General features: G+C 58.1%; 15 protein-coding genes. 6 read left to right on the top strand and 9 right to left on the bottom strand.

The genetic code is table 11. From position 1 onward, the window contains the following. Nucleotides 1-76: 76 nt before the first annotated feature. Nucleotides 77-1,213, bottom strand: coding sequence for a hypothetical protein (locus K1Y02_01790; protein ID MBX7255064.1), 1,137 nt, complete (start codon nucleotides 1,211-1,213; stop codon nucleotides 77-79). Between the two features lie 125 nt (nucleotides 1,214-1,338). Between K1Y02_01790 and K1Y02_01785 the strand changes: the two genes are divergently transcribed. The 3 genes from K1Y02_01785 to K1Y02_01775 are packed head-to-tail and all read left to right on the top strand — an operon-like array spanning nucleotide 1,339 to nucleotide 3,051. After that, nucleotides 1,339-1,971 (top strand): hypothetical protein, encoded by a 633-nt coding sequence (locus tag K1Y02_01785; GenBank protein ID MBX7255063.1) that lies wholly within the window; start codon nucleotides 1,339-1,341, stop codon nucleotides 1,969-1,971. A gap of 13 nt (nucleotides 1,972-1,984) precedes the next feature. Then, on the top strand, nucleotides 1,985-2,494 hold the full coding sequence (locus K1Y02_01780) for a pentapeptide repeat-containing protein (protein MBX7255062.1): 510 nt from the start codon (nucleotides 1,985-1,987) through the stop codon (nucleotides 2,492-2,494). Continuing rightward, nucleotides 2,491-3,051 carry an MBL fold metallo-hydrolase gene (locus K1Y02_01775; GenBank protein ID MBX7255061.1) on the top strand — a complete coding sequence of 187 codons (561 nt, stop codon included), beginning with the start codon at nucleotides 2,491-2,493 and terminating at the stop codon, nucleotides 3,049-3,051. Before K1Y02_01780 ends, K1Y02_01775 begins: the two co-directional genes overlap by 4 nt. Nucleotides 3,052-3,062: 11 nt before the next feature. Here the strand turns inward: K1Y02_01775 and K1Y02_01770 are convergent, their stop codons facing one another. Then, nucleotides 3,063-4,061 carry an NAD-dependent epimerase/dehydratase family protein gene (locus K1Y02_01770; GenBank protein MBX7255060.1) on the bottom strand — a complete coding sequence of 333 codons (999 nt, stop codon included), beginning with the start codon at nucleotides 4,059-4,061 and terminating at the stop codon, nucleotides 3,063-3,065. A 123-nt stretch (nucleotides 4,062-4,184) separates the two neighbouring features. Here K1Y02_01770 and K1Y02_01765 point away from each other — a divergent pair, with 123 nt between their 5' ends. Continuing rightward, a complete protein-coding gene (locus K1Y02_01765) occupies nucleotides 4,185-5,318 on the top strand; it encodes a VCBS repeat-containing protein (protein ID MBX7255059.1) in 1,134 nt (377 codons plus the stop codon). Between the two features lie 86 nt (nucleotides 5,319-5,404). Here K1Y02_01765 and K1Y02_01760 read toward each other — a convergent pair whose 3' ends face one another. Beyond that, nucleotides 5,405-6,784, bottom strand: coding sequence for a hypothetical protein (locus K1Y02_01760; GenBank protein MBX7255058.1), 1,380 nt, complete (start codon nucleotides 6,782-6,784; stop codon nucleotides 5,405-5,407). Nucleotides 6,785-6,953: 169 nt separating this feature from the next. Here K1Y02_01760 and K1Y02_01755 point away from each other — a divergent pair, with 169 nt between their 5' ends. Next, nucleotides 6,954-9,329: a BNR repeat-containing protein gene (locus tag K1Y02_01755; protein MBX7255057.1), complete on the top strand. Its 2,376-nt coding sequence runs from the start codon at nucleotides 6,954-6,956 to the stop codon at nucleotides 9,327-9,329. A 27-nt stretch (nucleotides 9,330-9,356) separates the two neighbouring features. On the opposite strand, the gene K1Y02_01750 is transcribed toward K1Y02_01755, so the two are convergent. The 6 genes from K1Y02_01750 to rlmD form a co-directional block, all read right to left on the bottom strand. Further along, nucleotides 9,357-10,325: a glycoside hydrolase family 5 protein gene (locus K1Y02_01750; protein MBX7255056.1), complete on the bottom strand. Its 969-nt coding sequence runs from the start codon at nucleotides 10,323-10,325 to the stop codon at nucleotides 9,357-9,359. Between the two features lie 462 nt (nucleotides 10,326-10,787). Beyond that, complete coding sequence (locus K1Y02_01745; GenBank protein ID MBX7255055.1) at nucleotides 10,788-11,048, bottom strand: type II toxin-antitoxin system prevent-host-death family antitoxin; 261 nt, start codon at nucleotides 11,046-11,048, stop codon at nucleotides 10,788-10,790. Nucleotides 11,049-11,996: 948 nt separating this feature from the next. Further along, a complete protein-coding gene (locus K1Y02_01740; GenBank protein ID MBX7255054.1) occupies nucleotides 11,997-12,860 on the bottom strand; it encodes a hypothetical protein in 864 nt (287 codons plus the stop codon). Nucleotides 12,861-13,003: 143 nt separating this feature from the next. Further along, on the bottom strand, nucleotides 13,004-14,383 hold the full coding sequence (locus K1Y02_01735) for a hypothetical protein (protein MBX7255053.1): 1,380 nt from the start codon (nucleotides 14,381-14,383) through the stop codon (nucleotides 13,004-13,006). Nucleotide 14,384: 1 nt separating this feature from the next. Further along, nucleotides 14,385-16,613 carry a carboxypeptidase-like regulatory domain-containing protein gene (locus K1Y02_01730; GenBank protein MBX7255052.1) on the bottom strand — a complete coding sequence of 743 codons (2,229 nt, stop codon included), beginning with the start codon at nucleotides 16,611-16,613 and terminating at the stop codon, nucleotides 14,385-14,387. A 266-nt stretch (nucleotides 16,614-16,879) separates the two neighbouring features. Then, nucleotides 16,880-18,127 (bottom strand): 23S rRNA (uracil(1939)-C(5))-methyltransferase RlmD, encoded by a 1,248-nt coding sequence (gene rlmD, locus K1Y02_01725; protein MBX7255051.1) that lies wholly within the window; start codon nucleotides 18,125-18,127, stop codon nucleotides 16,880-16,882. Between the two features lie 1,108 nt (nucleotides 18,128-19,235). Between rlmD and K1Y02_01720 the strand changes: the two genes are divergently transcribed. Continuing rightward, nucleotides 19,236-22,103: a hypothetical protein gene (locus tag K1Y02_01720; protein MBX7255050.1), complete on the top strand. Its 2,868-nt coding sequence runs from the start codon at nucleotides 19,236-19,238 to the stop codon at nucleotides 22,101-22,103. Nucleotides 22,104-22,247 lie beyond the last annotated feature (144 nt).

Below are 22,247 nucleotides of genomic sequence, written 5' to 3'. Positions count from 1 at the left end.
CATTTCAGGGGGCGGGAGGATGGGTATGCCTTCATTCGATACGGCGGACAAAAGCCGCGCGGAAACTGCCCGCGTCCTACGTGAAGCGGCGTCTAATAAGTACGACCACACCCAGGACGAGAACTGCCAGGATCGCCGGCAACGCTACACGGGCTCCCGGTGATGAAGCCACTGACTGCACCGCCTTCATCAATGCCCCGCCGAGCCTGCCGCTACCCTGCCCGGCGGATGCCTGCCCTGGCGACACTCCAACGGCCGACGCAGTATGAAAGGAATCTGCGGCTTCCTGCTGTCCACCTTGCCCGCTTCCGGTGGCTGACGCACCATGCGTGGCCCGATGCACGGCCGCTTGCTCTGTATCTGCGCCCGAATTCGTGGCCGACGCGGGCACGGCGGCGATACCGGCTCCTTCGGCCTGCTGCTGTATCTGAACCTCGATCGTCTCCCGGATGCGCTTGGCAAGATCGCCAAACCGCTCCGCGAATCCAGCATGCTCCCGGAGGAAATCTTCGAGCGCGCGCAGACGCTCATTGGGGTCATCAAAGCGTTGTATTGCGGTCCCCAACATGACGGCCGCCGCATTCAGCTTGAAAGCCTCGATGTCCTGCAACTCCGTTTCCGGATTCTCCCCGCCCGAAGGCGTGAAGTTCATGGTCTGCTCGTAGTACTTGTCTGCTTCCGCCCGGTTTCCTTGTCTGTCGGCTATTTGCCCCAGCGAAAACAGGGATTCCGCCGCGAGCACGTTGTCCTCCGGATAGTCTTCCATCAACCCCACGTACATATCCTGCGCCACCTTAGGGTCAATAGGGATTGCCCGATTGGCGGCCATCCGCCGCACCGTCTTCATGTACGGATGATCGGCTGGATACGTGTTAATGACATTCGTGAGCGTCTCGTAGGCTGCAACCGGATTTGGGGGTTGCCCGGCTTCGGACAGATCCCACTCGTGGATGAGCGCGATTTGCGCCTCCATCTGAATGTTGTTCGCATAACCGGGGTAGGCCTCGATGAGATTGCGGTACTCATCAATGAGCGCCTGCTTGCCGCGTGTTCGTGCATAGTCAGGCCCGATGCGGTTCAACTCGTCGGCGACGCTCATGTAGTCATACATCTCATCCGCCAAAGCCAGCACAAAAAGGCACAGCACCACTGACAGTATGGCTGGCCGCCAAGCCCGCGCTGGAAATCGGGTTATGTTCAGATTATGCCGCATACGTCACCACATCGATTCTACCACGATACCGGGCGAACCACGTTCCGTTTCATTTGCTATACTCTAGGTGGCCGGGCGCCCGGCCTGTTGTCTGCAAGTGAACGCTGTATGGAAGGGCAATTCCTATGTTTGAAGACATCGATGCTGCGGCGGAGCGAATTCGTGACAAGCGGGCGAGCTGGGTGGATCGTCGTGATGCTGCCGAAATTCTCGGGCGCGCAGCCATGAGAGCCTTGGCGCCCCTTCATGAACTGCGCGAAGAAATGGATGTCGATGTCCGGCGATCCATCGAAAGCGCACTCGGACATGCCGCATCCGTGCTCAACGGCGTCATCCCTAGAGACGCCCTGGGTCCAATTCCTCTGGAAGAATTGGTCCGGTCCTGCGAAAAGAAGGGGGAGCGCGAAGTACTCGCCGATGGCGACGCATTCGTCGTCAAAGTCACCTTGAAAACGGGACGCTCCCAACATGTCCATGTCAAACCGCTTAACCGGAAAGATGGAGTCCGGCTGTATCAAGTCTACAGCGTGTGCGGCAAAGCCGACGAAAAGACTTACGCGTGGGCGCTTCGCGCCAATGCCAAGATGGCCCAGGCAGCTATAGCCCTGACGGGACACGACGACGAGGAGCGTTTTGTCCTCGTGAACTGTTTTCTTGTGGAAGAGGTCTCGTGCAATGAAATGAAGGCATCCGTGAAAGAAGTCGCTTACCTCGCGGACTGGATGGAGCAAAGGCTGGGCAACACGGACGAATTCTGAGGGACTCCGCACCATGGATAAAGTTCAGTTAGCCGTGGAAATCCGCGCCGGAAAACACGCCGGAGCAGTGCTCTCCAGTGTGGATCTGAGCGGTTGCGATCTCGGGGGCTCCAATCTTGCCGGAGCCCGGCTTTCCGGCGCCAATCTTGCCGGTGCGAATCTTCGTGGCGCGAACTTGAGGGAGACGTTCTTCGATGGCGCCGATCTGCGCGGAGCGGACCTGTCCGAGGCTGACCTCGAATTTGCGGTCTTAGGTGCGGCGGACATTTCCGAAGCCGACCTCACCAATGCCAACATACAGCGCGCGAACTTGGTCGGAACGAAGGGCCATAACGCGCGGTTTGACGGGGCGCTCCTCTATTATTCGCGGCCAGGTAACGCGGACTTTCAGGGCGCTTCGTTCAAGCGCGCCGATATCCGTCGCGCCATCTTTCGCCGCGCCAATCTCGCGGGGGCCTCGTTTGAAGGTGCTGAAGGTCAAGCCAATTTCGAAAACGCCAATCTGGAGGGGGTCCGGAGATGATTGTGCGCCGATTCCTCCTCGACGTGAACGAAGCGAATGCGTTCATCGTCGCGTGTGAAGAGACTCGCGATGCGTTGCTGGTCGACGCGGGAGATTTTTCCCCCGCTGTAGCGGAGTTCGTCTCGGCCCATTCCCTGAATCTATCGCAAGTCTTCATCACCCACGATCATTACGATCACGTTGACGGTCTCGCTCCCGTCGTGGCTCGTTACGGCGCCCGCGTCTTTGCCGGGAGATCGGCTGTTGGCGGGTGCGACGCTACCAAAGTGTCGCAAGGCGCAACCGTGCGCGTCGGGAACCTGGTGGGCAACGTCTGTGAGACCCCCGGTCATACGCCGGATGGCCTGAGCCTCGTGTTTCCAGGTCATGCGTTCACCGGCGACGCACTGTTTGCCGGATCCGTGGGAGGGACGTCTTCGTCCGAAAACGCCAAGCGCCAACTCGATGCTATCAGGAAGCACATCTTCACCTTGCCTCCCGATACCATGATTCATACCGGACACGGTCCGTCGAGTACCGTCGCGATTGAAAGCAGGTTCAATCCGTTCTTCGTCTGAACCGGCGGTGATCAGAACAACGACTGCTCGAAGTCCCTCGCCGCATCGGCCAGTTCGTCAATCCACGGCTGCTTGTCTGCGGGCGCATGAACGTTGGCCTTGTCCATCCACGCGACCGTACGGCGAACCCCCTCTTCCCACGGCAGCAGGTCCCGGAAATCGGGGATGTCGCGCTTGGTTCGGTCGTTTCGATAGGCGGCGTGATACTGGAAGATCTCACGCAACATGACCGTTTCGTCCGCGGGAGCGCCGGCGCAGATCTGCTGCGTGGTCATGGGAACGATGACGGCCTCGCATCCGATGGCGCGAGCCATTCGCTCGTGAAACACGCGCCAATCCATAATTTCATCGCCCACCAGATTGTAGGCGTTGCCAAACGTCTCGGCACGTCCCAACGCACCCACAAAGCCCTTGGCCATGTCGCCGATGTACCCCGGCTGCCACAAACCGTAACCGTCGCCGGGTACCAGGATGGCTCTTCCCTCGCGAATGCGTGTAACAAGACTTGGATTGTATCCCCAGATATCCAATAGCGGCGCCCCGGGTCCATAACAGTGAGAAGGCCGGAACATCGTTACCGGGAACTTCCCTGCCTGGTGAGCTTCCCGGAATACGGCCTCGGCGTCCCGCTTGCCCCTACCGTAGTCGCTCACCGGACGGTGCGGCTCGTCTTCATCGGCGGGAATTCGCGTCAGAGGACCTCCGTACACGCACACCGTGCTGCAAAACACGTAGTGGTCCGTTCTGTCTCCAAAGACCTCCACCGCATTACGGGCGCGATCCGCGTCGTACGTGATCATGTCGATAATCGCATCGAAGCGATCCTTGGCCATGGATTCCGCAAACGCCCCGTGATCGGAACGATCACCGACGATCGTCTCAACCGAACGGCTATAGCGCGCCGGCGTGACTCCCCGGTTGAACAGTACCGGGTCGTGCCCCTTCTCCAGAAGCCGATCCACAATTGCCGTGCTGATGAGCCCCGTGCCGCCGATGACCAATACACGCATGCCGAAACCTCTCCTTGCAACCATCCAATCTTAATACTAACAGGATTGGCGCGTTTCCTCCAGAGTGTCAGTCTGGTATCATCACGGCTCGAGTCCACGAAACGGCACAAGGGGAGAGAATCCATGTTGCATCTTGCATTGGTTCTGTCGGTCGGCGCGATCACCGCTGCATCCGACGATTCACCGCTCAAGTTTGAACGTCAACGTATTGGCGACGTCACCTACGAAGCCTGCTGCATCGCCGATATCAACAACGACGGTAAGAAGGACATCGTGTCCGGCGAATACTGGTTCGAGGGACCGGATTTCACCGCGTCTCACAAGATCTGCACCATTCGCCGGGAATTGGATTATTACGACGATTTCAGCGATTACCCCATGGATGTCAATGGGGACGGATACGTCGATATCGTGACGGGCGGCTGGTTCGGTGAAACGCTGTCCTGGCGCGAGAATCCCAAAGGCCAGCCAGTCGAATGGACGACCCATGAGATTGCCAAGTGCGGCAACATCGAGCGGCCCATGTTCTACGACATCGACGGAGATGGCGACGTCGAAGTCATTCCCAATCTGCCGGGCACGAAGTACATCTCCATCTTCAAACTGGTGCGCGACTCCCAAGGCAAAGGCACCGGCCAATTCAAAGAGACAAAGATCTACGAGAACAGCGCCGGACACGGCATGGGGTTCGGCGATATCAACGGCGACAAGCACGTCGATATCGTATTGCCCTGGGGCTGGCTCGAAGCCCCGGCTGACACCTACACGGGCACATGGATCGAGCACCGCGATACGTTCAATCTGGGCGGCGCCAGTTGCCCGATCCTGACTTATGACGTCAACAAAGACGGCAAGAATGACATCATCGTAGGTCAGGGGCACGATTACGGTCTGCATTGGTACGAGCAAAAGGCCGATGGTACGTGGGAGAAGCACGATATCGACACTGAGCGTTCGCAGTACCACGACATGATGCTCGTGGACGTGAACAACGACGGCGTTGACGATGTCGTAACCGGTAAGCGCTACCGCGCTCATCAGGAGCACGATCCCGGCTCTCTCGATCCGGTGGGTGTCTATTACTTCACCGTCGACGGCGGCAAGTTCACGCGCAACACCGTCGACTATGGCCCTGCCGATCAGCACAGCGGCGTCGGCATCTTCTGCTGGGTGGAAGATATCGACGGCAATGGCTGGAAAGATATCCTTGCCCCAGGAAAAGAAGGTATGTACTTGTTCAAGAATATGGGCAAGTAAGCGCCAAATAGTACGCAACTAAAGGACGCCCCGGTTTGTCGCCGGGGCGTCCTGTTTATCGAGTCTGCGCTCTCTGAATTGCTTTGCTACGGCGTGGCAGACGCAACGGCCACGGACGACGGCTTCACCTCAATGGGGTTGGTATACACCCAAGGCGTCCACTCTCCGGCAATCTCAAATTCCGCCTCAATCCGATATTTCCCCGGCTCCTTCACCGGATACTGGAAAGTCCGTCCTTCTTGCGTCTCGATTGGATTGCCGTCGTGAACCAGCGTGAACCGGACCGGATACGGGGAGGCAGCGTGCAGCACGATCCCGTCGGCCATAGGCACTTCTTCGCCCATGACAGCTTTCACCGGACCCGACTCCGCATAGTATGTGAAGCCCCGCGCATCGGCAATCATGTCGAACCCAACGAAGACGCGTCCCTTTCGCAGCGCGTCCAATATGGCCGCTTCGCTCAAGTCCGTGGCCAGCACGTGGTTATTTACAAAACGCAGACTGCGCTCATACGGGTCAAGCTGCAGGCGAAAGACCTCCTTGCCCTGCTCAAGCGGGCCGCAGAACAGGCGCAACAGCCCCCGCGTCGCGCCGTTGAGCTTGACGGTTTCCATTTCTTCGCCGCTGCCCTCAAAGATCTGCAGGTTCTCGTCGTTGGTGTAAACGCCGTACACGCCATTGTTCTGGTGCGCGTCTCCCGCGCAGATCCCGACCATCTTTCGATCGCGGTTCAACTCGTCCCAGTGCTTGAGAATGTCCGTCTGCCGGCGAAATATGGTTCGCATGACATGGTCCGGATACTTCCTCAGCGAAAACGCGACGTCCGGTAGCAAATCTGCAACGCTGGCATTGTTTTCCTTGAGATTGGTGTGGATGTTGTAGATTTCCATGCCCGCGATCTGCGGCAACTCCCAGTGCCGATCTTCCTCCGAATGCGCAATGAAGAGCAATCCGCCGCGTTCCTCGATGGTCTTCACCAGCGATTCCTCGCTGGCTCCGCAGTCCAGGACGGTATCGTCCGGCAATCCCCACGGCATGAAGCCGTAGGGCATCTCGAACCCGCGAACAAATAGAACCCCGTCGTGAATGCCCTTCAATCCCAGGCTGTAATCGGCCTTGCCTTCGACGCAATGATCCGACATGCAAATAAAGCTGATATCGGCGGTGTGCGCCGCTTTGATGATGTCCGGGAATGTCACTTGGGAATCGTGAGACAACTCGGAGTGGCTGTGGCAGACACCGCGGAATTCGGTCCACCCATCGTCCAACTTGACGGGTTCATACTGCGCGCGAATCGCTTCCCACGCGGCCGCAACCTTCGGGAAATAGTAGAATCGATTGTAGATCGGTTCCCGGAAAACGAATCCGAAAACCACTGCGCCCAAAACGATCAAAAACACGGCCAGGCGTACGGTCCACTTGATGAGACGACGGAAGCACCCTGGTCTTTCTTCTTGGTTGCTCATAATAGGTTTCACTCCGCGATGAGTCCGGTTGCTGCGCTTGTGCGGAGAGAGTATACCCCAGGTTCACGAAAATCGCGTCATGCATCCGCTGATTTGAGGCATTTGCTTCCCGTATCCGGAAAGGGCTTAATGCTCGCAGATACACTTGGAAAAGCGGGGAGAGAATGCCATGACACGCATCACACATCTCGGGGTTGTCTTCCTGTTCTTCGCGGCTGCCGCAATTGCGGCGGAGAACTCGGCCTGGACCACGGACCACCGCTGGGGTGGAATTGGCGGAATCTTTCTGTTGCCTGATACGGGTGAACTCTGGGTCGAAGTCGAGAAGGCCGACCTGAATCGTTCCGACAAACCAACTTTCATGACACTTATTCTCTTCGGTCCCGACAGGCAAGTGCTTGACGAAAAGACTATTCCTGACGACGGCCAAGCCAAGGGCAGCGGGACGGGTCCCGTCCAACACGCTCGTGTCGCGACTACCGTTCGCGGTGTGGGCATCTACGGCGTACTCGTCACGGTCTCGAATGACCGGTACGGCGAGAACGTGGAGTGGGGGTTCCGCACCAATTGCACGCATTACGTGATTGAGACTGCGCGCGGCCACCGCGACGCCGATCACGAAGAGCCAATCGTGCTTCGAAATCCGGATGTCGCTGGCGACGTGTGTTTCGTGCCGCGCGCGGGCGAGTTCACCATCGACGTCGCCGAAGCGTCATCGGAGTCCGGCCCCCTGGAACTGTTCAACGCGCTCGATGAGAAAGTGGGAGAGTTGCCCATCGGCTCCGACGGTACCGGTTCCGCGAAGTTTCGCGCCGATACGGTATCTGCGATGGAGCCGTGGCGGTTGCATCTGCCCAAGTATTCCGGGAGCGTCCAAATTGATGGCGTGACACGCTGGTCGCAGAAGGATTCGTTTCGCGACGAGACGCTGTGGTCGCCGCAGAAGGACTCATGGTTTGGGTTCGCCGCCGTGCGTTGGATGCTGACTCCGTACTCGAACACAATCTATGCGGGCACTCAGGAAGACGGCACGAGCACGTTCCAGGTTCATAACAACGATTCCAGAAGCACCGCCGTTACTTTGGATATCGAGTTCCCTGAGGACAAGAAGTGGTCCGCGGAACTGGACAAGTCCGAGGTAACGCTCGGACCCAATCAATCCACGGAGGTCACGCTTAGATATCAATTGCCGGCTGAAGGCGATCAGTGGGAGTGCAAAGTGCGCGCAATTCCGAATGACGCGCCAGAACTCGCAACCTTCTCGACCTTCCGACTGCGCCGAGGCATCGCGCCCGCTTTGGCGCCGCTTTCGATGCCGCTCGATTTGAAGCCTTTCCAACACGAAAACGAACAACTCGGCTACGCCCCGTCGTGCCCGTTGACCAATCAGGTCTACTTCGATATGAACAATCGGCCGGTTGTGAATAACGGCGATGGCCTGTCAGTCTTGAACGATGGCAAATGGCCGACTGCCTCTTACACCGCGCCGGGGAGCGCGCCAATACGTTCGGCGACCACCAAGGTCGCGTTCGATCGCGATAACGGCATCTACTCAATCGGCGACGCAAATGGGAAGGTGCTCCTTTATTCGGGCGATGGCGGGAACCATTTCGCCGCCACCGCGATCCCCGCGCCCGGGACGTGCGACATCGAGCAGTTCTCCGGACACAACCTTCCCGATGGGCCACCGCCTTTTGTGCAATTCAATCTGACGGAGAAAGACCCTAATCTCATTTGGCGTCGATTGAACGATATGCTTCTCTATCTTCCCAAGAAGGAAGCAGACGGAACGGTCTCCCTGCAAGAGCCTGTCTTGATCACGAAGAAATGCATCGGCTACTCGGGACACTCCGGCATGCCTTCAACCATCGTGTCGCGCGGTTCCAAGGTTCACGTCGTGTGGGCCGAAGCCACGGACCCGGCGGAACAGGTGCCCGGCGTCCCAACCTATGCGGCCACCTACGACCGTGAGACGGGAACGCTGGGCGCGCCCGCGCTGATCGGCTACGGGCCTCCCGCGAACGACGTTCACAACACGCCGTGCATCACGATGGACAGCGAAGGATATCTCCACGTGCTCATTGGCACGCACGGGGCCACGTTCAAGTACTCGCGCTCGCTGAAACCCAACAGCACCGCAGACGGTTGGACGCCCGCGGAAGACTTGGGAGCGGGCCTGCGCCAAACCTACGTGGGCATGGTCTGCGACAAGGACGACACGCTCCACGTGGTGTTTCGTCTTTGGCAGGACGATACGCAGCGATTCCCCTCGGGCATCTATGCATGCCTCGCGTACATGAGCAAGCGAAAGGGAGAAGCGTGGTCCGCGCCGCGGCTGCTTGTCGTGCCGCCGTTCTCCGAGTACAGCGTGTACTACCACCGTCTGACCATCGACCGGAAAGGACGCCTCTTCCTGTCCTACGATTACTGGTCCACGTTGTGGTTCTACCGCAACGACCACATGGGTTCGAGGCGCGCCCTGATGATGTCGCCGGACAGCGGCGCCACGTGGAAACTGGTGGATTCCTCGGACTTCGCGCAGTGAAGACTCCGCGGCCGACGCCGCGGGGACTCAGCGTTTCTTGAGCGAGTCAAGGAACGCGCGTTCTTCCGCGTCGAATTGGTCGAACAATCTGCCTTCCTCCGGTCGCAAGTCGAAAGACCGTCGCGGGCGTTCGTCGCCTTTCCCGCTGCGTACCGACCCGTTGTGAAAGCACCAGCCTGCGGCTCCCGATGCCTTCGACTGTTCGAGGTCCGTTCTGAAGTCGTCCGCCTTCGGTTCCCAATCCGCATACCCGCGCCGGAACGGCTCCTGATACAACACCGGCACGATGCGTCCGCCCTTCATCAAGTCCAGATAGTGCCGCGTCGTCTCGCCGGTTTCCGCGGCGCTGCCCGCGTAGCGCCCACGATGCGGCGCGACGAAATCCACCTTGCCCGTTTCAAGGTAGTTGCCGAATTCCTCGTCGCTGATGTCGCCGCCCTGCGACGCGGTACACAGCCGGTCCGGATCGATGCGCTTGATCGACTCGACGAGACGGCCCACTTCGCTCATCGGCACATGGCGCTCATCGCCCACGTTGCGCTCGTTCCCCACGTCGAAATAGACATTGCGATACGGTTTTAGTTCGCGGGCCAAGGTCTGCATCACGGCTTCATGTTCCGCCATGGTGCTCGGAAAATCCGGAGCCTTGCCCCGCGTCACCGTCACGTCGACCACCATGCCGCGCGTACCCGCAAGCTTGCAGAGTCGCAGCAAGCGGTCCATATACGGCCGCCGTACCGAGCCATCCGGCGCGACGGCGCTCACGTTGTTTTCGAATGCATTCCACGTCACCCATACCCGCACCCAATTAAAGCCGAGCGCCTTCATCTCGTCGAGATCGCCCGCCACAATCGCCTTGTCCTCGATGGCCAAGGCCCCGTAATAGCTAATACCCAGCAGAAACGCGGGCCGCTCATCGAGCGTAAAGCGGGATGAATCGACACCAAGAACGGGACCCGCCGCAAGCGCCATGAAGACCACGAATGAAGCCGACATTGGATTCGCTCCGATCTACGTTGGGAAGAAATTCCCTTAGCCTGGCGCGGCACAGCCGCAACCAGAAGAGATTCAACCACGGATGAACACCGATGAACTCCGATAAACGAACCAAATAAGCGCCACTGTTCTCGCGGCCGCCAGCAGCTACACTACTTGGAGTCTGCGGCATACCTTGCGCCGCGCTCGGCGAGCGAGGCGCTACTGGGACCGCGTTTCGGGAAGTCGGCTCATGCAGAGTTTTTTGCGTTTGGGCCGACGCCGGGAGTCCCTCGGCGCTTGCTGACGGCGGGTCTCCTTGTGGCGCAGCCGCCCTCGGCTGCGATTCAGTAGCGCAGCGCTCGCCGAGCGCGGCGCAGGTTAATCGTGGTCTCTGTCGTGGCTCAGCACATCCAAGCAAATCCGTAAACCATGGCCAACACGCAGCCGTTCAACAACTTACTCCCCCAATACGTAACTTTTCTACGATCTTGAGGAATAGGGACCTGTATCCCCTGTAGTCCTGGTCGAGGGATCTTTCATGTCTTCACGGTCTTTCCACATTCCAATAGCGGAACATGACGAGACCGAGATCGACGCCGACATCGGTGCCTTTGCCGAGTGCTTTGGAATGATGTATGCAATCTCCTTCCCGCGCTTGGACAGCGTGACCGTCTCGCCGCGCTTGATCGCCTCGACGATCTTCCCGGGATTACGACGCAGGTCTGAAAGGGTGACCTTCATGCTGGGTGGCCTCCGATTGGTGTGCACACGTTAAGCATGTACTCTTGCGGCCAAGATTGACAACAGGAGTCTTCCGCGAGACGGTAGTCCGCGGAAGAATCGACGCCTCCGGACTCTCGGAAGGGGGGTGCCCCGCGATGTGTTTTGACGGGGCAAGGGGGGCCCCCCGAGCGCGCACCGGCGCACGATGTCGGGTAAGCGCCTGTGAAAAAATGAGTTAGAGCGGATGGCGTTTCTTGAAAACCCGCGAACGGCTGTCCATATTCGTACGGGACACCCCCCTTTCCCGGAACCGGGAGTCCCTGGCCGTTTTATGGGAGTCATTCCGGTCATCCGGTGAACTTCCGACTCTCCGAAGCCTGGCCGCGAGCATACGCGGAGTGGCGAAAGTATCTGCAACGACATTGTAAGAACCCCACTCTGTTTGTGACGCACCTCACATATATGCGCAGAGTCGTTGCACTGACGTGGCGAATGAAAGGGACAGGCCGGACAAGGAGGCGATGAGCGAGTGGTAGCAAGCGGACTGACGCAGCATCCTGGCGTCTTCGCGCCTTTGCGTTGAAATCAAATTAAGAGGAAACGCAAAGACGCCAAGGCGCAAAGACGCAAAGTAAGGCACGTCGCCGCTATCCATATCCAACATGGATACTGAGGATTGATACTTGGTCTGCAAGGCGTGAGTGGACTTGTGTACCCTTGAGTCTTTTTGGGTTATCTTCTTTGTGTCATCGTGCCTTGGTGGTAACGACTCTTCGATTATCACCGCAACAGCACGAAGACAATGAATGAGTGGTCATACGCGGACAGCCGGTGTATCCTGGCGACTTATCTTGAGTTGAGATCAATTCAAGAAGAAACGCAAATCAAGAGGAAACGCAAAGACGCCAAGGCGCCAAACAACAACTTGACATCTCGTAAGGCATGTAACCTGGAATTGCCGAGACCCTACGGTACACGAAGAGCATCTTTCCGAAACGTTTCTATGGCTTCTGGAGGGATTCGAAAGGAGGTTTGAGCACCCTGCCACCAGCGTTGCCAGTCTTCCCTGTCCCGGCCAAAGTTCTGCCGCGTGACCAGTTCCAACGAGGGAATTACAAGGGCTTGAGAGTCATCCATATCCGGTTCAATACGTTTGATGGTAATCGGTATGGCATCTCGGTCGCCAAGCATAATCAGTGCCCGAAACGCCCCGTCCAACGCGAAAACAGTCTTGTCATGCAAGTAGTTGCGTAACGGTTCAATCGACGTCTGGTCGCCCAACGCGCCAAGTGCCTCCATAATCTTGGTGTGGGCCCAGAAGTCTCGCTTGCTGGACTGGAGCGAGCTTATAAGGAACGGGACAGCTTCTTTACGGTCGAGCAATGCTAGAGCGGTGGCTTTGACTTCGTCTATGTCTTGTACGATAAACGCCCCCTCGTGTACGGGTTCATTAAATTGTCCACATAGAACAAGTCCCAGCATTCCCGCTTCTTTCGCCCATAATTGGTCTCGCGAATACAACTCGCGTAGAACTGCAAGTGATTTGGGGGAATCGATTCCGCTCAGGATGAGCGCGACGTTTCTATGTGAACCGTGATAGAGCTGCGTGTAGTTTGACGACTCTGCTTCCAAATACGGCAACACGGCGTCGCCATACGCGATACACGGCCCGACGGCGACTTTCTTGTTGAATTCGGGCACATGGATCGCCGCGTTCGCCGCCGATGCCGGTGAACTGACATTCGGGAACATATCGTGTCTTACGATAGAGATGAGTCTGGAGGCGGAATATACGACCGCGACAGCCATGCAGATTATGACTGTAGCCACGCTTAGTCTCTTTGCCATTCGCAAGGCCCGATTCGTTTTGGTAGCGCTAATTGTCAGTTGACTATTCAATCGTGAATCACCGCATCTGTGCTTTGCGATGTCTTCACTCTTTGCATCTTGTCCGCTTAATCCAACACTTCGCCTCAGTCTCTTATCAATTCACTGTTAGACCCCACCATGACCGCCGGGTCGTCCGTCGGGTATCTATCAATCGAAAGTCGGCGTAGCTTCCTCTTTGATTCCAAGTCGTACATATGCACGCACAGCCTTGTCCAGCGGGGAAATACATGGAAGGCCGATACGTAAAACCGCTCCGTCTGGTCCCATCCAGAAAGCGATGGATCTCCAATTACTACCAATACGCGCGTGAGACTCAAGGTTTCGATGTCAAGTTTGCAGATCCAATGCGTGAGAGCATATTCCGAATCTTCTTCACAGGATACATGGGTACCGGAAGGGGAGAGATAGCGGATCCGATCCTGGCAATTGATACGCTCCACTTCACCTGTGTGTCTCAGGTACAACAGGCAGTCGGCAAATTCATAGAGATCATTATCCAGACTTGAGTCTATACGGATGACGTGGCTCAATCCGACGCGTGCAACTTGGAACACGAGTATATTCCGTGGCTTCGCGGGGAGGTGGACGATGATTCGCCTTCTCTGGACATCTGTATTTGTGTCCGCCATTGAGACCAGAACCAGGTCTAGTGCATCGCTCTCCGCTTCCTTTACAAGAAGACACAGTTCACGCTTGTCGCACCATGTTGGCCCAGCCACGAGTTGATCCGGTCTATAATCCGTTGGAATGACACGGCAACTTCGCTCATCCGACAGAAGACACAGTAAGTTCACTTTCTCGTTGTGTTTCTCAATCCAAGCCACGGAAGGCCGAGTGTCCAACAAAACACGCGGTGTCACGGTATAGTAGGGAGTAGGTCCGTCGACTCCCGCAAGAAGTCTCAATGGCGCTACGTCTTCCGATGTCTCATTCTCCACGGGGTTTCCCGGTAGGCCCGCGCCATAACCGGGCTGACGCTCTCTGCCAAAGGCCACGAACGGCACTTCGATCGGCACTGTTGGCGAATCGAAGCTGATGGGGCAAAACAACGGAGTTAGATCCTCGGACACACCAGATTTGATGTCTTCGAAGCAGCGCCGCACTGTGCCTCCGTCCACCCGCATCCCGCCTGTGCGTATCAGCGTCTCTGTACTTTTCGTGTTGACTCCAACAATCGAGTCATTCCAGGCCACCACAGTGAAGAATTGAGGGTAATCGGTGGGTTCGACGAATTCGGCGGTCCAACTCCGGAAATTGACGAAGAGACCGTGAATAAACGAGGGAAGAGTTTTCATGTCAACGTCGAAACCTGCAATTCTTACAACCAGAAGAAAGCACAGGAACACACCGGCCAGGCTAACGACCCCGCACGAGAATCCGACGCACAGGCAGCTTCGGAGTCGTAGCCGCTTCTTCACGTTGACCAGTCCAATATCCGTCTCCCTGTTTCGTAGATCAGACAAGTTAGCTTGTATCCCCGCCGCGCAGACTCAGCGAGACCTCCGAAGTCTCTCCGTCTCCTACTGTGACTGGCGTGGATTCAACGCGCTTTTCCCCTGTCCGGGGGTCTTGATATACAACATGGATTCCATAGGTATCCGCCGGCAAGTGTTCAAAGCGAAATGTACCGGTTTCGGAAGGCCGTTGTTCTCTCATCAGAAATGTTGCCGTAGGGTCTTCATAGAAACGAGCATTGACATTGGGTTCGTTGGGCGCGTAGGGCCACTGCTGCTGCCGCGCCAGATAGATCTGTTCCACTCGATAGTCGAGCGCGTTCTCAATCACCCCATATACTTCGCCCGTATCGCTACCGATGGTAAACTTGAAAACCTGAGTACTGCCCGTCTGGGAAGCGGCCGCCACTTCAATATTGTGGTAGCTCCTTTCCCAGGGACTGCCCTCGTACTCGACGAGAGGGGTAACCAGATAGGATCCCGGCGAAATCGACACGTCGTAAACGCGCGGATTCTCCTGACCTTCTCTTTCTTCAATACTGGGTTCGGCCCACCCGCCCGTAGCAGTGAAAACGTTAATACCGTAGAGCTTTCCAGAGAACCCTTTGGCGTAATACACTTCGAATTGAACAGGAATTCCCTTCGAAAGCAGAACCCGCCCCACATCGGCTGTTTGGCCGCTTTCGATCCGGATATCCGGCACCCGCACCGCGTAGTACCCCGGACTACTGACGCAAATTGTGACTGTTCCAGGTGTGAGGAACTGGACAGCGAAGCCGTCCGGATCGGTCTGGGCGATTTCTCTCATGGAGTTCGGCATGATGAACTGGCCAGTTTCGTCTCGTATGCATTCTCGCGCGACTTCTACCGTTGCCTGCGCAAGGACGCCGCCGGTATCCTTGTCCACGGCTACCCCAGCCAGGCTTCCAGAAAGCGGCAACACAATACGGAGGTTTCGCTTGCCGACAGGAACTCCGGTCACCTCGGCTTGAGTGGGCCCGGCGGTTTCCTCTTTGTAGTCGTGATAGGCGAAACGGGCGATGATATCGAACCGTGCCCCCTCAAGCAGATTGGGGAGTGCAAAATGCCCTTCACTATCCGTCCGCTGTCTAGTCTCCAGAGGATACTCCTTAAGCGCGACCGACGCATTCGCGACCGGCTTCCCTTCTGCTGTAACGACTCTTCCTTCGATACTGCCCGTCCCACCCGCTTCAAAAGGCAGTGCCAAGTCTGCCTCTACCGTTTCGCCGGGACGCCGTATGACCACAGCTTCGTCGCGGTAGAAGGTCTTACCATTCAAGGCTGAGCCCGGTACGAGATAGCACTGGGCTTTTAGGTAATACGTGCCCGTCGGAAGCAACGAGAACCGGAAGGTGCCGGGGGCGGGCGGACTGTCTTTGGGAGGTACTTGGGAGGAGGGCCCTGCCACTTCAGTTCCCGTCTCGTTTTCCAGCGAGATACGGATGCTCCCCAACCCGTACGCTGTATCAATGGGTTGGTTATTGGAAAGGAGAAGTCTTCCTTGAATTACCGAACCGCGTACCAGCGAAATCGAGTCACTCTGAAAACCCTGAGCGGGAAGGGAGATCTTTTTGGTGTACCGGAGATAATCTTCACTACTAACGACTACATCGTACTCAAGTTCCCCCTGCAGGGCCATGAGGCAGAAATGGCCCTCATTGTTCGTTTTGCCATATCCTCGAGAATGCTCCTCTGCCGTGGCGATAACGGTCACGTCTTGCACGACTGCTTGAGTTGCGGCGTCGATTACAAGACCAGCGTAGACTGCGCCGGCATCCAACAGGAGGTCCACTTTGGCCTTCTCTCCTGCTGTCACCACGACAGTACGTTTCGTCAGGTCAGGGTTTCGTTCAACCAAGCCTGATGGGGAGTAGAATTCCAGCACATACTCGCCGGGCGGCAGGTCACGAAACTCGTATGTCCCATCGTCACCTGTTTCGCTTCGTTCGGCTTCGCCAGCCTTCCCGCGCAGCAGCAATTCCACACCAGGTAAGGACTCTTGCGTCAGGCGATTTCGAACTGCCCCTGAAATGACCGCGGAAGCATCTGAGTCTTCCCCTAAGCTCGGCGAGGCTGATCGTGCGACATTATTCGATGAAGTTTTGGGCGTTGGTGAAATGTGTTCGCTGGTCTTATGCCCCGTAAGGAAGACGGCAATTGCACCGCATATCACGAGAGCGAGAAGAACAATTCCCCTTACACGATTGCTTGTCAACATGATTGCCCCACTTTACGCGGACCGCACTGTGCGGCCTTTCCAGTCTCCCCCGAGCCGGAACGGTGAATGTGCAAAATCTGCGTTTGACCAAACGTGCTAGGTAAGGTTAAACCTCATATAGTACATTCTACATGGCAGTGCAGCGAGAAGGCAATAGGAACGCGCGACTTTCTCAGGAAGGCATGGGGCCGTCGTGTCTTGTCTGCTCCTATTCGGCGCTCTTGCGGGTGTGGGCCGATAGAAAAGTCACGTTGCGCGCGCTCTAGCTATCCCTTCAGCATCAGCCTCGTCAGCAGTTCGACGTGTTCGGTGTGGGGGAAGAGGTCGAAGGCGCGCATGTCGCGGATGTCGTATTTGGTGAGGAACGCGGGGAGTTCTTCCGCGAAGACGGTGGGTTTGCAGGAGACGTAGATGATCTCTTTGGGTTCGAGCATCATCAGCCGCTTCAGGGCCTTGGGGTGGAGTCCCGCGCGGGGCGGGTCGAGCACGACAAGGTTGTTCGATTGCAGTTTGCCTTGCTTGGACAAGGTCTCGCGAAGGTAGTCTTCGACTTTCTGCGTCAGGAAGATTACGTCGTCGATGTTGTTGGTTTCGCGGTTGAAGACGCCGTCCACGGACGCAGACTCTTCGCTTTCCACCGATACCACGCGGTCAACGCAGTCGGCGCAGCTAAACGCGATGCCGCCGGAACCGCCGTAGAGATCGTAGAGCACGCTCGGGCGCGACTCGCGCACCCACGCGCGAATCTGCCCGTAGAGCAGTTCGGTGGCGAGGCTGTTGGTCTGGAAGAAGCTGAACGGCGACAACTTGAACTTCAGTTTGCGTTCGAACCGCGAATCGGGGATGTGCAACACCTCTTCGATGGACGGCTTCCCATACAGCAACTCCAGTTGGTCTGCCGCGGTGATTTCCGCGTCTCCGCGATAGACGGCCCACTGGATGCTCTGGCACGGAAACACGGCCTGCACCGTATCCACAAACGACTGCTTGTCGAGGTCGCCTTTGTGCGTGACGAGCACGACCATGCGTTCCCCGGTGCGTTTGCCTTCGCGCACCAGCAACGCCCGCAGAAACCCGTCCTTCGACTTCGAACTGAATGCGGTCAGCTTCCGTTCTTTTGCCCACGCGCGCACGGCTGCAACGAGCGTGTCCATTCCTTCCGGGGCGATGCGGCACTCCGCGAGGTCGAGCGTCCAGAACCATTTCCCGTGCCGCTTGAACCCCAGTACCAACTCGCGTTCGAATCCCTTTGGCGGCGGTTCCGGGTAATGCATGCGTCCGAAGTTGGGATCGACCTTGTTCCGGTAGTGCCAGATGGTTGGCGACTCCGCGACGGGAATGGTCGTTTCCCAGTGCGCGCGAAACAACGCGCTAAGCGCTTCGCTTTTCGCCTGGACTTGTTTTTCGTAGGGTACGTTCTGCGATTGGCACCCGCCGCAATCCCCAAAATGCGCACATACATCCGGCGCGGGTTCGGCGGAGAGATTTTCTGGCTCTGGCTCGATTGTACTCATGGACCCCGTTACAGCTTGACGGCTTGACCGTCGTTAAGTCGTCTTCGTGCTACTGATAGCATAGGAAGTGAGACAACGCAACTGCTGAGACTTCGAGACCCACCGATTGTGGGTACGGTTCGACATACTCCCCCAAACTTGGCTGCGGCTGCCATCCCACCTCCGCGATTATACCCGGAGGGGGCCTTTTCCTAAAGTGCGTCATCATGCGCACACGCGTCGGAAGAGTGGGCGTCTCTCGGCGCTTGCTGACGGCGGGTCTCCTTGTGGCGCAGCCGCCCTCGGCTGCGATTCAGTAGCGCAGCGCTCGCCGAGCGCGGCGCGGATAACCGAGGTCTCTGTCGTGGCTCCTAAGAAGTGGACGGCATAAGTTGCTTTCGTCCTTACAGGACTCACGTTGGGTGAGGGCGGGTACCTGGGGTTTCGATTCGCGTCCAAGACGCGCATCTCACCCCAGGCTGGAGTATTTCGCGCTTGCAGCGCTCTGGAGGATCGAGTCAAATCGTCGGTGTATATCGGTGGTTGAGTCTCTTTTGGTTGCGGCGATGCCGCGCCAGGCTGTTATGTTTTACGCCGTGCGGCGCGCAGGAGAAACACACGGTGTGAGTAGTGAACGAGAGCACGTGCTGTCCGATGCCGAGTCAGGGCCGACTCCCTGGCCGCCAGCATCTACACTACTTGCAGGCTGCGGAATACCCTGCGCCGCGCTCGGCGAGCGAGGCGCTACCGGGACCGCGTTTCGGGAAGTTGGCTTATGCAGGGTCTGTTGCGTTTGGGCCCATGCCGGGCATCCCTCGGCGCTTGCTGACGGCGGGTCTCCTTGTGGCGCAGCCGCCCTCGGCTGCGATTCAGTAGCGCCGCGCTCGGCGAGCGAGGCGCTGTCCGACTCAGTTCAGGTACTCTGTGGTCACACACAAGGCCCTGCCATTTAATCAACGAACATTCGTTGTCTCCGCTTTCAAGACGAAGACCATCAACACGTGCGCACAAATTGGCGCGGCCACGAGGGATTCGCCATAATCGCGACGTATCCGTGCCGCGCCAGGATAACGCGCAATCTCGGACCCGGTGCAGGCGCGCGGATTCCGCACGGGAAGGGGGAAACACCATGCTTGCAGCAATGATTCTGGGACTTGTCTTTTCGGCGAGTCCCGTGGATGTGGCCGTATTTGCCTACGATGGCGAGGCGCATCCGTGGACACAAGCGGACGCATCGTGGCGGCGCGTTCATCCGGAGGAGCTCGAAGGCCTGAACGCAAACACGTTGCTGGTCCTTCCGGACGCGCGCGTCTTTCCCGCGGCGTCCATTGCGCCACTTGAGGGCTTTGTGCAGCGCGGCGGACACCTGTTGGCCGTGGGCGGGCCCGCCTTCGAAGAACTGGTCTATCGCGATCCGGAGGGGCGTATGGTCGCGCCTACGGACTATCTGGCGGCCTTGCCTGTTGAACATGCGCTGGTCGATTGGGCGGCGGTGAATGCCGCCGAACCGCGCCGAGGCACGAGCCAGCCCCAAGTCGTGGCGGAATTTTCACCATTGCCTGACGGATATTCCGCCAAGCTCAGGGCCGTGGCGCCGTTCGGTTGGGAGACCCGGGGCCTTCCCGTTACCGCCGCGCCCGCGGACCACGACGTGATCATCCTGTGTGTGGCGGGTGGAGAACGCGCAACGTCGCTCGTGATCGAGTTGCGTGAACGCGATGGCGCCCGCTGGATGGCGGTTGCCCCGCTCACGCCGGAAGAGCGCAACGTCGGACTGCACGTCTCGCAGTTCTCCTTCTGGAAAGACAACTCTCCCGAAGGGCGGGGCGGTCCTGGCGACCAGCCGCATTTGGAGAATCTCGTCGACATCAGCGTTGGCTTCGCGTCGTCGCACCAAATTGTCCACGAAGGCGCGTATACCTACATCCTTCGCGGGTTGGGTACCGCGAAAGCCGGACCCGGTTTCGTTCTGGCATCCGCGCCGCTCCTGGAAGGGTTGTCGCCGTCCTACAAGACGTTTCGCGGGGCGGTGTCCACGTTGGCCGCTACACCGGGGTGGGAGGACATTCGCCTGACGCCACCGGCCGAGGCCGTTTCTCCGATTGCCCGGCCACGCCACGTCTCACCCGAACGCGACTACGTTTGGCAACCGCACGTGAAAGGCCTCGATGCCGGTGGTACTTGGTCCACGACGCCCCTTGCAACCACGTGGCACAAAAATGGCGCAACCTGGACGTTGCTCGGATGGCGTCCCAGCGACCCGGAGTTGGATTCCATTGTGCGCGCAGTTGCAGCCATGCTGGTGCAAGGACGGCAGACCGCTTCCGCGCCGGCACTGCTGGCGGACCTGTCTGTGGATGGGCCGTGCGTGACCGTGAAAGACGGACGGTTCGTGCTCGACGGAAAACCCTGGTTTGCGCACGGTATCAACTACTGGCCCCTGTACACTTCGGGGATGGAGGTTAAGGAGTATTTCAGCGGCTGGTCCATGCTCGCGACATACGAACCGGAGTACATCGAGCGCGACCTGCTTACATTGCAGCAGATGGGCGTGAACTGCGTGAGCGTTCAATATATCCGCCCTGCCGAAGCGGCTCAGCTCCGCGACTTCATCGCGCGGTGCGCGAAATACGGCATCAAAGTGAATATCTATCTCAATGGAGCCCACCCAACAAGTCCAAGCGCCACGGACGACTTGTCGAAACGGCCCTTCCTGGAACTGCTGCGCGCGGCGGACCTGCGCGGGAACGCCGGTGTCTTTGCGTACGACCTGGCATGGGAACCGCGATTGGGGTTGTATAAGGAGCGTGCACAGTACGACGCGCTCTTTGAGGCGTGGCTGAAGGAACAATACGGCAGTGTCGAACGCGCGGAATCCGTGTGGAAGTTTCCGGCCAATCGCGTGGACGGGAAAGTGAGCGGACCCACGGACGCACAGTTGAAAGCGGACGGTCCGCACACGGCCATGGCTGCGGCCTATTGCCGGTTCGCGGACGACCTCATAAGCCGGCGCTACGGCGAAGTGATTCGACTTCTCCGCACGATCGACGACACGCACTTGTGCGGCGCGCGGACAGGCTACGGCGGAACCGGCACGCGCGGCGTGGTGGAAGTCATGCCCTTCACGCTGACCGCAGGAGCGGCCCACCTCGACTTTGTCTCTCCTGAAGGTTACGGCTACGGCCCCGACAACATCGCCGATGCCGCGTTGGTTGGACACTTCGCTCGATGGGCCGGCAATGGCAAACCCGTGTTTTGGGCCGAGTTTGGGCGCTCGGTGTGGAATGGGGGAGAGGAGGCCCTGAATAAGCAAGCCGAACTCTATGATTCCTTCGCGCAGATGATTAAACGTTCGAATGCCGATGGCTGGGCTGGCTGGTGGTTTCCGGGCGGGTACCGCGTCGATGAGCGAAGCGATTTCGGAATCATAGCTCCCGATGGGACTCTGCGGCCCGCGGCGCTGGTCTTGCAGCGCGTCGCGGACGACGTAAAGAACCTTCAACCCTTGGCATTGTCCAGCGCAGATACATTGGATGTTTGCGTATCGGCCCACGCCTCCGGTCTCGCTGCCGTCGTTGCCGAGCATTCGAAGTTCGCTGCCGAAGCGTACGAGAACAACAAACCAATCTGTATCTCGACGCCGGGAACGCGCGCCTCTTCGACGGACTGCCCCTTCGTGGGGTTGGGTGGTATTCCCTATGAATTGCCCATGCCTGCCGAGTGTCTCAACGCAGAAATTACGACGAACTATGCGAATGGGCGCTTGATTGTCGAGGTCATCAATACGGGAGAAGCGGCCTGGGACGCCAAGGACTGTGCGCTCGCGGTCGTTAGCGGAGCGAAGGCGGAGCGTCTTTCGTTGGCAGAGCGCGTAGGTCGATTTGAATCGGTGGAATTCGCATTGCCCGAGACCCCCAAGGGCACGTCACGTTTGCGTATGGAGTCTCGACGTTTCGGGGCGTTTGGGCAGAGCGCAGAGATTACGGCGGGTGAGTGAGAAGGGCGTGGTTGCGGCGTTAAACGAGAAAATGGGCCGATATCGTGAAAAATGGGACAATTTCCGCCACGCGCGAAGGGCGCGCGGCTACCTTGACATGCGAGTTGTTTTGTGCGAGAGAATCTGGCACACTACTTCCGTTTT

This window comes from Candidatus Hydrogenedentota bacterium (assembly GCA_019695095.1).
Taxonomy (GTDB): Bacteria; Hydrogenedentota; Hydrogenedentia; order Hydrogenedentales; family SLHB01; genus JAIBAQ01.
Note: the sequence above shows the minus strand (reverse complement) of the source record. Positions and strands in the feature narration are given on the sequence as shown.